Origin of the sequence: Muricauda sp. SCSIO 65647, assembly GCF_021534965.1 — a bacterium.
Taxonomy (GTDB): Bacteria; Bacteroidota; Bacteroidia; order Flavobacteriales; family Flavobacteriaceae; genus Flagellimonas_A.
On sequence record NZ_CP091037.1, the window covers coordinates 1,200,835 to 1,214,728 of the forward strand.

Consider the following 13,894-nt stretch of genomic DNA (forward strand, 5'->3'; position numbering starts at 1 on the left):
GAAGATGAAGAAGAATAACAGCCTTTTAAGGATAAGCTTGATCATTGCAGTTTTTTATTGCTGTTCGGTGCTGACTGCACAAAAGAAAACCTATGCAATCGAAAAAATATATACCCAAACCGATAGGCCCTTTTACTTTCCGGGTGAGACCATTTGGTTCAAGTCTTACGTTGTTGGTGAAAAGAACCTACCATCAACTACAAGCGATGTGGTAGTGGCAGAATTGGTTTCGCCGAAAGGCAATGTAATCCAAACCAAAAATCTGGCCCTCACATACGGATATGCCTATGGTGATTTTTCGATACAGGAAGATTGGGTTGGTGGAATATATAAGGTGAAGTTGTACACTAATTATATGCGAAACTTTGGGGAGGATTCTTTTTTTACCAAAGAAATTACAGTTCAAAAGGTAATCGTCCCAAAGCTATTGTTGACGCTAGATTTCCAAAAGGAAGCTTATGGCAAGGGAAGTGAGGTAAACGTAGATTTCAAGGTAGAGGATTTGAAAAACAACCCCTTGGCCAATGTGGTTTTCCGGTCAAGTGTAATGCTTAAAGGCAATCCATTCCTGGAGCAAACGGTCACAACAAATAGTTCTGGGGAGAGCACTATTTCATTTGACCTTCCAGATGATTTGAACACCGCTGATGTGGTGCTGAACATAGAAGTGCCACACCAAGGGTCTATTGAATCGATCTCGAGGACAATTCCTGTTCTGATGGACAATATCGACCTACAATTTTTACCAGAAGGAGGTAAGATTTTAGGTGAAACAACAAATACAGTTGCATTCAAAGCCCTGAATGAATTTGGCAAACCTGCTGATGTGAAGGGCATTGTTCTGGACTCGGATGGGAATGAAATCCAACAATTCGAAAGTTTTCACGATGGTATGGGAACGGTACAATTCATGCCCAAAGCAAGGACGGAATACTTTGCCAAAATCACTGCGCCTTTTGAATCAGATTCACTTTACCTTCTTCCAAAAATCCATTCTAGGGGAGCAAAAATCTCACTGCAAGATCACAAAGGCAATCGAACCATTTGGAACCTATCCACCACAACAGAATTTAACGGTACTTTTCAAGCTCTGGATGCCGCCAACGAAGTACTTTTTCAAAAAACTGTTTCATTACAGAAAGGCATAAATAGTATATCAGTTAATCTATCTGATTTTCCCAGAGGTATCGTAAAATTCCGCCTTCTTAACGCCCTACGAAATACACTAAGTGAACGCCTAGTCTTTTTGAACAGGCATAAAGGATTGAAGATTGGACTTAAGTTAAACAAAGAAATCTTCGCTCCAAGAGAAAAGGTGGTTCTGGAGATTGAGACCAAGGATTTTGACAATAAGCCAATCAGTAGCAACTTGGCCCTTGCCGCTACCGACAATGCCTTGTTGTCATTTGCCGATGACAAACAAGACCGCATTGACAGTTATCTATTGATGTCAAGTGAACTAAAAGGGAAAATTCATGAACCCTCCTTTTATTTTGACCCAACTGAGGAGGACTCCGACAGGGCTCTGGATTTGGTAATGCTGACCCATGGTTGGAGGGACTATATAGTTGATCGGATGGAAGAGCTAAAGCATTATCCTGACAAAAGAAATCTGTTGGAAGGTCAAATATTGGATAAACGGGGAAATCCTATTTCCGCAGATCTATTCTTGTTCGAGAATGACGGAGAGAAAGCTCTGCAATTCAAAACAGATACCGAGGGTAATTTTCGATGCAAATTAGGAGATGCGAATTCTTATGTGCTTGTCGCTTATCGTGAGGACAAACAACCGCTGAAAATTGTGGAAAAACAAATTGGTGTTACAATCTCCGGGGGTACAGAAAATGAGCTTAGGCCAAGGGCGACCCAAGAACAGGAAGCTCAGTTTCCGAATACCGAAGATGTCAAAAAGCCACTTCAAAAGCCGGTTCAAGAAAAAGCGATATTTTCCACAAATCTTGCAGAAGATGCTCAATCTTTGGACGAAGTGGTTATCGTTGGCTATGGTTCAAACACGACCAAGAACGCTTTGGGGTTTGCCCAAACGTCGATTGAGACTGATGAGATTAACGGGCTATTAAGTACAGTCAGTGAAGTAATTCAAGGTCGGGCAGCCGGGGTTCAAATCACCAATTCAAGTGGAATTGCGGGTTCTGGCACAATAATCAATGTCAGGGGATTAAGTTCAATACGAGGCTCAAATCAACCGCTTTTTATAGTAGATGGAACGCCTTTCTCAAATAGTTTTACTGGCGACCAAAGTGCTGAGCTGCAAAATTTAAATCCTTCCGATATTGAAAGCATTAATATATTGAAAGGAGTTGCAGCTACAACATTGTATGGCTCTAGCGGGGTCAATGGTGTTATTATAATTAGCACAAAAAAGGGAAATTATAGATATGGTGATAAAGTATTGGTTCGAAAGAGATTTAATAACTATTCGGTAAAAAGTATCTATAAAAATTCTGGCTTACCGGCTATTGCAACCCCAAATAACTTCTATGTTCCCGTTTATGATTCGGGTGAAAATGTATCTCAGAGAAACGATTTCAGAAAGACCATATATTGGAATCCAGTTGTTCAGACCGACCATGACGGTAAGGCAAAGGTGGAGTTTTATAATTCAGATGCGATAACCTCTTTTAATATCATGGCCGAGGGAATTTCACATAGCGGTCTGATTGGTCATACTGAATCAGTATATAGCATTCAGCGTCCCTCGAGCATAGCAACAAAATTACCTAGTTATTGCTCATTGAATGATACGATAAGAGTACCATTAACGATATCCAATAATACCAGTAAAGAACTGAAATTAAAATTGGATGTAAATATTCCGAATCAATTTAAATATATGGACAGGGGAGTTACTACTGATAGTATATCCGTTGACCCCAAAAGTTACCTTGTTAAGGAAGTGGTTCTGATTCCCACGGCTACAGGGGAAAATTTGGCTCTTGAGGTAAATGTCCAGAATCGGAATTATAGAGATGGTTTTCTCAAAGATATTTCTATAGTAAGTCCGTACTTTCCGGTAGAAACCTCTATTTCTGGTTCTGAAAATGGGACTTTTTCTTTCAACATTATCAATCCTGTACCTAGAAGTGCCCAGGCACAACTTAAGGTCTATCTTGATATTATCGGAGATGTCATGGATGGTGTTGAGGGTATGATAAGACAACCCTATGGATGTTTTGAGCAAACTTCCTCAGCCACATATCCCAATGTTATGATTCTTAAATACCTCAAGGAATCAGGTAAAAATAATGTCGAAGTCGAAGCACGGGCCATGGATTTTATCAAAGAGGGTTATAAGAGGTTGGTCAGCTTTGAAACCTCGAAAGGAGGGTTCGAATGGTTTGGCCGCACCCCTCCACATGAAACCTTAACAGCCTTTGGAATTCTGGAGTTCACGGAGATGCGAGAAGTATATAGCGGGGTAGACCAAAAAATGTTGGACCGGACCATAAAGTGGCTGCTAGGGCAAAAAGATGGAGACGGTGGTTTTCACAAAAGTAAAAAGGGATATGATAGTTTTGCCAGTTCCCCTCCAAAAGTGGCCAACGCCTATATCGTCTATGCGTTGAGTGAGGTAGGACTTACCTCGGAAATTGACAGGGAGTATCAAAGGGCTCTTGAGGAAGCATTGAAGTCAAAAGATACGTACCGTATGGCCCTAATGGCCCTAGCGAGCAAAAATTTGGGCTACCAAGTAGAGTACCAATCATTGATTGAGAAAATTTTGAGTCAAATCAACAATTTAGGCTATGGCGAATTGCCCGTCGAAAACACCATTACAAGATCTTACGGTAAATCTAAAAAACTGGAAACTACGGCATTCGTTATTCTTTCTCTTTTGAGACAAAACCAACATATATCTAAGGTTGTGGAAGGTATACAATACTTGACATCAGAAAGAGAAAATGGGCGTTTTGGTAGTACCCAAGCTACCGTGATGTCTCTTAAAGCATTGATAGAGTACACCAAGAAGCAAAAACAAGTAATGGTAGAAAGTGGCAATACCGTTCAATTGAAGGTCAATGGAGAAACGATTGATCGTGATTTGTCAAAAACAGAAAACGGAACACTTGAAATTGATGGAATTGGCAAATTCTTGTCAGAGGGAGAACAAGTTGTTGAGGTTCGATTTAATAATGCCGATAAGACTTTTCCATATTCGATGGATATCCAATGGGAAAGCTACCTGCCCAAATCGTCTTCAGAAACCCCTATTAAACTAGAAACCAATATAATTCAGCAAAATGTTACCGTGGGTGGTTTGGCGAGAATGAATGTGGTGGTCGCCAATAAAAAAGACGAACCTGTTTCAATGACAACTGCTGTAATTGGAATTCCGAGTGGTGCAAGCCTACAACCCTATCAACTTAAAGAACTGATGGAAAAGGGACAGGTCGATTATTATGAGGTCTTTGACAACCAACTGGTGCTATATTGGAAAAGCATGAAGCCATCGGAAAAAAAGGTAATCGGCTTGGATTTAAAGGCTGAAATTGCCGGAAGCTTTACGGCATCAGCCAGCACTGTTTATTTATATTACGGTGATGAAAATAAACATTGGATTCCGGGGACATCATTGAAAATAATCCCAGTTTCGGCGGAATAAGAACCTGTTGTACGATTAGATGGAAAAGGTGTGCAGAAATTTGTGAAAAAGTAATGCATGGAGAAATCCACTTAGTTAAAGCCATAAAAGCAAGCAAAACAGCGTTTTGTACTGCAAACGTCCTAAATCCTTACCCCAAAACCTTGCGCCACGCCCGAACGTACCGTTCGGTACGGGCGGGCATGGATTCTGTGGAATTTCTTCCGCGTTCGGGAAGATAAACCAAAGCCCGGCATAGGTGGGTAAAAAGAAAGCTTTCGCATTTCGCAACTAAAAAACCCCTCACTTACATGAAGGGTTTTACTTCGTTGCGGTCTGGACCTGCCTGCATGCCAAAAGGTATGTAAACCGGCAGGTGGGATTCTTTGCTCGTAAAACTCGCAAAGGGCCGAAAGGGTGGCCCTGCAATACTCCAAACCCTCTTACCAACTTCGTTGGTATGCATTTTTTAGTTTCTCAACTTCAAAAAGTAAGCTTTTGGGTTTCGAAACTAAAAAACCCCTCGCACTGCGTGCGAAGGGTTCTACTTCATTGCGGTCTGGACGGGACTCGAACTTTTTCCTTAAATGCCCTGTTTCCAAGGCTTGCCAAAGGGCCGTTTTTTAGGCTCACCGCGCGGCTCACCTTTTAACATAGTTTAACGTTTTCAACGAATAAAAGACTACTTTTAAAGGTAATGAATTAAGAAATATTGATATTCCATTATCTTATGATTTAAGATGCGTTTTTGATTTAGATTCTCTAACCAATAAAAGTTGTATGACTAAATACCTGCCCATAATCTTTTTACTATTTAACTTCTCAATCAATGCCCAAGAGAGCTTCTCCTTCGAAGCTCAGATAAGCCCGAATAAAAAATACATTACCCAACTTGAAAGCTCCTCTATTTCCGAAATAGATTTTATTGCGGACGAGAAAACAATGGAAGAATTGAAATCACAAGGAGTAAAGTTGCCTCTAAAATTTACAACCCAGACAAAAATGACAACCACAATCTCAACTGGTTCAAAAGGGGTTGACGGCTACATTCCAGCTACTATGGAATATGGGAAAGTACTTGCCACAACAGAAATGAATGGTGAAACCAAAACTGAAGAGAAGCCATTTTCAGGAGCAAAGATTTTAGGCAAGTATGATAACAATTTCAAGTTTGAGGTGGATACTATTATTGGTGACAACATTGATACCCAGATGAGAGCAGTATTGAAGAACATATTGAGTACTGTTCAGCAAAGCATCAATTTTCCTAAAGAACCAATGCAGATTGGGGATACCTTCCAGAATAAGATTCCAATGAGCATCCCAATACAAGGGATGAACCCTATCAAAGTCATAATCAAAATTGATTATTTACTTAGAGATATTGCAGATGGTAAAGCCACCTTTGATGTAAATCAGCAAGTAAGTTTAGATGCCTCACAAGAACAGGTGAACGTCAAAGCCACTGGTTCAGGTTCAGGTGTTTCAGTGTACAGTGTTACTGATAATTATTTGATAAAGAACCAATCCGAATTACCAATGGAACTTACTGCAAAAATCAACGAAAAAATAACATCCAAAGTAAAAGCGACCACACAAACCAATCTCTCTGTTATCATACAATAAACAAGAATTGAAAGACCAAAGCAACATAGAATTGCTCATTAAAGATTATCAATCCACTGCTAATCATGTAGTCGGATTGTTTCAAAGAAAGTATGGAGTTGAAAATTTATTGGAAGGGTGGTATTCTGGCATTTATTATCAGACTGGTGAACTAAAACAAGAAGGAATAAATTTTTACGCCTTTCATGGTATTGGAATTGCCGTTCACTTTGATACAAAAATGATTGATTTTGATTTTGCTTTTTTTCCTGAGCTGCGATGGGACGGTTTTGATTTATGGAGGTTAAAAGGTTTTGTTTCTAGTCAACCCAAGAAATATCCAGAATTAATAGATGAAAAAAAACTAGAATCAGAATTTGAAAGACTGAAACAAAAAGGAATCATTGAAAATCCGAAATTAGAGTTCCCAACCAGTCTGTATTTCTGGAAAACGGATTTGATTTCCTAAAACCAATGAATTGAAGATAGATACGTCCTATGAATACTGAAAAATCGATTCAAGAAATAGAAAACAACTACTGGACTGATTTGAGCGAATATCCAACAAGTCTAGTGGAAAGGTGTCATACCTATAGAAAAATCAAGGTAAAGGACTTGCAAATTCACCAAATAAACACCTTGCTTATTCAAGACATTGGTTCGGATATTTTAATCCCTCTTGTTTTAAAACAAATGGAACAAAATATTACTGAAGAAGACGAATATGATGGAAGTTGTTTTTTTAGAAGCATGAAACATTTCAGTGTAGAAATATGGAAAAGAAATCCTCAATATTATATTAGGTTGATTGAGATAATAAAAGACAATAAGAACAAAATCGAATCCGAATGGGGATTAAAAATATATGACCGAGAGCTTTACAAGCTTGAAAACAAAATCAACTAACCCTTGAAAGCACAAAAGACATACTTAAAAGGAAAATCGGTATTCATCGTCTCTATCGTTGTGGTTCTCTTGACAATTGCCACCGTCTATTTTACTGGTATCAATTACCACAGAAGTATTGAAAACAACCTGTACATTTCTCTTATTATCATAGGTACAGCACTATTTCTTTTCATGACCTATGGATTATATAAAGGAGTAGAGCTTATAGACAACTTCATAAAATTCAAAGATTTCGAACCTGGCTCAACATTTCACCATAGCAATATTGGATTTGATATGCCCAGTATTGATACAGGTGATGGATTAAGTGGTTTGATACTATCCATTTTAGCATGGATTGCAATAAGTATTCTTTTTGTAATTCTTATGATTGTTTTGGAAGCTGTGTTTTGGGTTTCACTATTTGTAATCCTCGCAATGTTGTATTGGGTGTTCTTCAGAGCTTTGCGGTTGGTTTTCAGCAAGTCGAACAAAACAAAAGGTGATTTAGGAATGTCTGGTGTTTACGCAATGGGTTATTCAATATTATATATTGGTTGGATGTTTGGAATAGTATACTTAGTACAGATTCTGAAATGATTACCAGAACCTTTTCTTTATTCTATTTAAAAACCCAAATGTCAAACTTGCCAAAAGCATCGGGGCAATTATGCATACGGCAGATTCAAGTTCTGAATTTTGCAACCTGAATGATTCTGTTGTATAATAACCCCATATATATGAGAAAACAATGATATAAATGATTATCAATCCAATGAACAACAGAAGACCAAAAATCATAAGGACTCCATTCCCAAACATAGAAAGCTCTTCTCTTAAAAGTTTGAATAGTTTTGATTCGGTCAGTCTTTTATGCATTCTAAATACCTTTCCATTATGAAGATTAAGAGCATAACTTTTAAAGCCCCTGAGCCAAAGTTAAAAATCATAAAGAACGTTTTCATATACATTTCTGAAAAGCATTCGCAAATCATTATAGCCCCTTTTTACAAAGAACCGAATCAAGGATATAGATATTCACAAGAAAAATGTGAAGTTTTACCGCTTAACTCCCCTTATGAAGCGATTGGAGAATCTATAAAAAGAAATATTCAAAAGTTCGATATAAAGGAATATGACTCTACCCGTTCAAGTAAAAAAGACGGATATACAGCGTTCCATTCGAGCAAGGAAAAGTCGATGCGTGGTTTCGAAAAGAACTACACGTTAATCGATGTAAGTGGTTTAACGGATAGAAATAATACTTTCAGAATTCAAACCAGACTTGGATACATTAATAAACTTGAAATTACATCTACAATTTCAGCACATTGTGATAATGCAGAATTGGGAAAACTGGTAATGCGAATGTTCAATTCTGAAATTGTTGATAGAACATAGATGAAAGGAGTATTGTCCAGAATTATCCTAAAAGACGAATTTCTGTTTGATGGAACAGTTGAGCAACTGGAAGAAAAACTATGGTTTCAGAATAACCAAAAATTTAGGATTGAATGGATAGATTATCAATCTTTTAAATTTTTATCCAACTTTTCATTGGGTACAATAATGGTGAAATTTAATCCAGGTTTTGCAGATGGAATAAAGGGCTATGCCCAATTAATTGAAACGGAGTCAGGCAAGACAAAAGTTTCACTTAGAACCAAAATTCGAATTGAACTATACTTCTTCCTTGTCGTTATGTTAATTGCCATTATTGCAGCGTTGGTATCGGAAGAAGTTTTTCCATTATGGATGCTATGGCTTACGCCTCTTGGTCTGTTATGGTTTTGGTTTGTATACCGCATGCAAGAACAAATTCTGTTCAATAAATTGAAAAACTATTTGACCAATTGATACAGAGAATCCAACAATACAAAAACCTCAAAGTAATACTAACCGTTCTGACGATTATTGAAGTCTCTTGGATTTGATTTGAATACGATATTAAAAGGCAAAAATTACTTAGAATGGGGGATCTCAACCAATTCATGAACATCCTTGTCTCTAAAATTTTCAATTTCCAGGATAGATGCTAGTTTTGTTCTAAACCAATGAGTTTGTGACAATTCATCCACTTTCAGCTGGAATTTACTAATGATGGTCTTGTCAAATCTATTTTTCATATCATAGGCCTTTAGGAAGATTTCCAAATCATCTGACTCTAAATAATTTATAATTTCATTCTCATTGGCCTTATCACATAATTTGTCCGCATCTATCTTAAACTCTTGATAAGAGTCTCTTGATTTCTTAAAAATTGATATTATTTGATTTTTATTCTTATTCTTCTGGTCAATAATTTCCTTGATGTATCCTTGTTTGTCAAAATTGCTAAGTCCTAATTCATTTATGTTCTCAGGATGATATAAATAATTTTCAAAACAATAGTAATTAAGAATATAGTAGTTTGGATATTTTTTTCGTATTCTTTCAATTTCCGAATCCACTAGAAAATCTCGGTCTCGGAGTCCATATAAATCAGGATTGGTTTTTATCTTAATGAATACCGCATTACTATTGTTCTCAGGGAAAAACTTGGTGTTTTCAAAATAGATTCCATTCAAAACTTCCGCATTTTTATTTTCGCAAACGACTATTTTTTCTTGATAAAGCGACTTCTTTGCCATGTCGCTTGTTAAATCAAATACTGATACTTCCTGCAGACTAAAATCACACCGAATTTTAACTATGTCGTTCATTTCGTATCTTCTAAGCAACTTATATTTATAGAAATGAGGTGTTTGGCTAGAAACGCATAGAGGGCAAGTACATGGTATCATCTCATTTACTGATAATTTATTGAAATCATTATGAATCTCATTGATGTTTTTTCTAATGAGATATAAAAACTCTCTTTTATTATCCCCCTTTAGCTCTATAGTTATTCTATTCTGAAAATATTTTTCTTTGATTAATGCAAAAGTGTTTTCATATTTTAATATAACCCCATAACGCCAATACTCATTTTCATGGATGTCAGCATTCATTTTTACAATCAACCTTGCCAAAATACCTTTTGGCATGAATTTGTATCTAAATTCAAATTTTGTGTTTTCTTCAGTTGAATTCCATTCGTATTCAACTTCATCTACTGGTAGTAGTCTTGGCACTAAATATTCACCATTATCTAGTTCAAAACACAAATCGAATTTTTTATTCTTCATAAGAGAAATTAACTCTCTTATTTTGGCTTTGTGCTCATCGTCAGACCAAATTCTTAGTATATCTTCATGATTAAACCGACCATTTTGACTTATCACTTTTCTGTCATCGAGAATTTTGTAAACTCCCCTTGTTATCCATTCATGATTTAAAATGACTAAATCCCTTAATTCTATGTCATCTTGAAAGTGAATAATGACACCTAAGTCATGGAAATACTCACTTAAGAAAAGTGCACTATCTTCTTTCCGATAGTATTTTTTGCATAATTCTAAGTAATCATCTCTGCTTATATAGTCTTTACCTTCTAATTTCAGGTTTTCGAGCTCTCCTCTTATATCGACCCATACTTTGGGTAGTGGGTTTCCTATATGTGGAAGTTCCGAGGCAACTCTTTTTAATTGATCTTTAAAAACTTGAAAATCACTTTTATATTCTTTCTTCAGACTTATCTTATGAAAGGAAATAATATTATTGAAAGCTGCTTTATATTCTTTGAATGGGAGTTCCTTTGTTGGTTGGTCACATTTGTTCAAAACCATCATTACTGGGCTTTTATCTCCCAAAAGTTTTATTACATTCAACCAATAGAAGAAATCATCATGACTATCTTCTTTACGTGATTCTGTCACAAGTAAATAGATGGATCTTTTAGTTAGGAAGAACTGATGTGTTGAATGATAAATTTCCTGCCCTCCGAAATCCCATATATTTATTTGGAAATCTCTATCAATATCTGAGTTTATCTCAATTATTTCTTTCTTTGGGATTACCCATCTATTAATATTGATTCCTTCAGTACTTTGTTCATTCTCTAATACATAATCATCTTCAATTAATGCTCGGGAAAGACATGTCTTACCTACTCTCCCTTCACCCACTATTATCAGTTTTACTTCATATATAAAATCTTGTTCTTTTAATTCTTTAAAGAAATTTCTAATCGAATCAATGCCTCTTGCTACTATTTCTGGAGGCAACATATCAAAAGGGTTTCCCGAAATAGCCAACTTTTCCAAGTCTTCCATATTGGCAATCTTCTCAGGCAACTCTTTTAGTTGATTGTTTTCTAGATTCAAATATTTGAGTCGGTAAAGATTTGCCACTTCATCGCTAATTTTATTGACTCTATTGTTCTCTAAGTTTAGTCGTGATAGTCTGCTTATATCTGATATTCTATCTGGAACCTCTGTGATTTTATTTCTTTTACTCTCTTCTAAATAGTCATCATTTCCTAAGTCAATCGCAACTATATCTGGATGATTGAATAGTTCTTCTGGTATGGAACTCAGACCGCAATTGCGTAGGTTGACAACCTGCCAGCCATGCACAGTCACATTTTTCATGGTTTCCTCTATTTTGCGCTTGTCTAACATTTATTTCACTTTTATTTTAATTATATGGTGTAAAGAAATAATCATCTCTCAAACTAACTAGTTGTTTGACAAATGCTTAAATATCGCTAAAGACTTACAGAATAAAAATTAGGGATGATTTTCATTTTTGGAAATAGCCAATAAATCGATAAAGTGTAAGAATTTATCGATATCGAGTAAGATAAAACATCATTCTGAGCTAATTTCATTTATTAATCAACTCATATTTTTATTATTTTTGAGCCAAATAAGATTTTCAATCGGCTCATGCACTATAATTGGCAACAAAAAGATTGGCCCAGTTTTCAATATCAAACTACTGATATTGAAGATATGCTCTTTGATTTTGCCCAACGAACCGGGCGTATTAGTGGTGTATTGGAGGGGCTTTCCGAAACCGAGCAAACCGAAGCTATTATAAACCTTATGGTTTCAGAGGCAATAAAAACCTCAGAAATCGAAGGAGAGTATCTGAGTCGAAACGATGTTATGTCTTCCATTCGCAGGAACTTAGGACTGAATCCAGAATTACCTCTAATGAAGGATAAGAGAGCTGAGGGAGTGGCCGAATTTATGCTAGCTGTCCGAAATGACTATTTAAAACCATTAACAAGTCAGATGCTGTTTGATTGGCATAGGATGTTAATGAAGGGCAACACTCAAATTCAAGTAGGCCAATGGCGTACCCACGATGAACCCATGCAAATTGTTTCAGGAGGTATGGGTAGAGAGGTAGTTCATTTTGAAGCACCTCCTTCAAAGGAAGTGCCTACTGAAATGGATGGTTTTATACAGTGGTTCAATACCTCTCAAACCGAAATCAAAAAACCTATTATTCGTTCAGCTATTGCCCATCAATATTTTGAAACTATTCACCCTTTTGAAGATGGTAATGGTAGAATTGGCAGAGCAGTGGCAGAGAAAGCACTTTCGCAAAGTATAGGTCGCCCAGTGCTTTTCAGTTTGTCCAAATCCATTGAGGGAAATAAGAAAACCTATTATGATGCCTTACAAAGGGCGCAACGTTCCAATGAAATTACTGCTTGGATAAACTATTTTGTCCGAACGGTTTTGGATGCCCAAATCGATGCTGAGCAAGAAATTGAATTCACCTTAAAAAAGACCAAATTCTTTGACAAACACAAAGATGAACTCAATGAGCGTCAACAAAAAGTAGTTCGTAGGATGTTGGAAGAAGGCCATCAAGGCTTTGAAGGTGGAATGAACGCCCGTAAATACGTATCACTCGCGAAAACCTCCAAAGCAACAGCCACAAGAGATTTACAAGACTTAGTGGCAAAAAGCATTTTCAAACCTATTGGTGGAGGGCGGAGTACGAAGTATGAAATCAATATCTAGGCTATCCAAATAAGGTTCTACATAACTTCAAAAGTTCATTTAGAGATTATACAAAGAAAATTACTTCAAGGGCTAAACGTTATGATCCATAAAACAAATTGGAGACATAATAAGCCCCATGATGTTCCGAGGAAGTGATAAATTTTTGAAAAGCTGTGGGAGACATAGACGTCTGCTCTTTCATATCATGGATAAAATGGGATTGGTCATAGTATCCATCGGGAACGATGTAATCCAAGCTTTTCCCATTCAAAAGTTTGAACATATGGCTTTGCATTTTAACCACCTTGGAATAAGATTTAAGAGTTAATCCTAAATGTTTTTGGAACAATTGCTGTAATCGTCTTTTGCTAAGGTTTAGCTGACCGTTTACTTGACCAATGGATATATTTCCCTCATTGGTCATTATGTTTTGGAGTACAAAGAGAATTCGTGGATCAACATTGGAATCTTCTTTCTGTTCGCTGAACAACCTGATGATTTCGTTAAGCACAAAGCTACTCTCCAAATCTGAACTAATAAGAGTTTCCAAACGTTCTGCCAAATACTTGGAAAAACTATCTACAGGTACACGAAGATCTTTAAATTCATGAGCGGACAACCCCGTCAAATAGGGTATTGCGTAGGGCTGCAATTGAATCGTGATGGCTCTCTTGATAACTCGCATGTTCAACTCAAAAGGATGGATTGAATTGCCCGACAAATAGGAGGTAGTTTCCAAAACATTCCCCTTGTGATCCTCAATTGAAAACTTTGTTCCAGAAACAACATTGATATAAGGGTACCCTGTGGGAAAGGCCTTAACATGGATGTCAAACCCATTGCTTTCTTCCACTATCCATGCATTGCGTATGAACAAGCTTGAAATCTTATCTAACTGTGCTGGAATAATTTGCAT

General features: G+C 36.7%; 10 protein-coding genes. 8 read left to right on the plus strand and 2 right to left on the minus strand.

From position 1 onward, the window contains the following. The first annotated feature begins 4 nt into the window (after positions 1 to 4). From L0P89_RS05240 to L0P89_RS05270, 7 genes are all read left to right on the plus strand, one after another. On the plus strand, positions 5 to 4,624 hold the full coding sequence (locus tag L0P89_RS05240; protein WP_235267353.1) for a TonB-dependent receptor plug domain-containing protein: 4,620 nt from the start codon (positions 5 to 7) through the stop codon (positions 4,622 to 4,624). A gap of 759 nt (positions 4,625 to 5,383) precedes the next feature. Beyond that, on the plus strand, positions 5,384 to 6,229 hold the full coding sequence (locus L0P89_RS05245) for a hypothetical protein (protein WP_235267354.1): 846 nt from the start codon (positions 5,384 to 5,386) through the stop codon (positions 6,227 to 6,229). A gap of 7 nt (positions 6,230 to 6,236) precedes the next feature. Then, positions 6,237 to 6,677 (plus strand): DUF6896 domain-containing protein, encoded by a 441-nt coding sequence (locus L0P89_RS05250; RefSeq protein WP_235267355.1) that lies wholly within the window; start codon positions 6,237 to 6,239, stop codon positions 6,675 to 6,677. Between the two features lie 29 nt (positions 6,678 to 6,706). After that, positions 6,707 to 7,114 carry a contact-dependent growth inhibition system immunity protein gene (locus L0P89_RS05255; RefSeq protein WP_235267356.1) on the plus strand — a complete coding sequence of 136 codons (408 nt, stop codon included), beginning with the start codon at positions 6,707 to 6,709 and terminating at the stop codon, positions 7,112 to 7,114. Between the two features lie 3 nt (positions 7,115 to 7,117). Beyond that, positions 7,118 to 7,696, plus strand: a complete 579-nt coding sequence (locus L0P89_RS05260) for a hypothetical protein (protein WP_235267358.1) — start codon at positions 7,118 to 7,120, stop codon at positions 7,694 to 7,696. Positions 7,697 to 7,993: 297 nt separating this feature from the next. Continuing rightward, positions 7,994 to 8,497 carry a hypothetical protein gene (locus tag L0P89_RS05265; protein ID WP_235267360.1) on the plus strand — a complete coding sequence of 168 codons (504 nt, stop codon included), beginning with the start codon at positions 7,994 to 7,996 and terminating at the stop codon, positions 8,495 to 8,497. Further along, positions 8,498 to 8,953 (plus strand): hypothetical protein, encoded by a 456-nt coding sequence (locus tag L0P89_RS05270; RefSeq protein WP_235267361.1) that lies wholly within the window; start codon positions 8,498 to 8,500, stop codon positions 8,951 to 8,953. A 104-nt stretch (positions 8,954 to 9,057) separates the two neighbouring features. On the opposite strand, the gene L0P89_RS05275 is transcribed toward L0P89_RS05270, so the two are convergent. Beyond that, positions 9,058 to 11,637, minus strand: a complete 2,580-nt coding sequence (locus tag L0P89_RS05275; RefSeq protein WP_235267362.1) for a COR domain-containing protein — start codon at positions 11,635 to 11,637, stop codon at positions 9,058 to 9,060. Positions 11,638 to 11,904: 267 nt separating this feature from the next. Here L0P89_RS05275 and L0P89_RS05280 point away from each other — a divergent pair, with 267 nt between their 5' ends. Beyond that, positions 11,905 to 12,996 (plus strand): Fic family protein, encoded by a 1,092-nt coding sequence (locus tag L0P89_RS05280; RefSeq protein ID WP_235267363.1) that lies wholly within the window; start codon positions 11,905 to 11,907, stop codon positions 12,994 to 12,996. Positions 12,997 to 13,075: 79 nt separating this feature from the next. Here the strand turns inward: L0P89_RS05280 and L0P89_RS05285 are convergent, their stop codons facing one another. Beyond that, complete coding sequence (locus L0P89_RS05285; RefSeq protein WP_235267364.1) at positions 13,076 to 13,894, minus strand: AraC family transcriptional regulator; 819 nt, start codon at positions 13,892 to 13,894, stop codon at positions 13,076 to 13,078.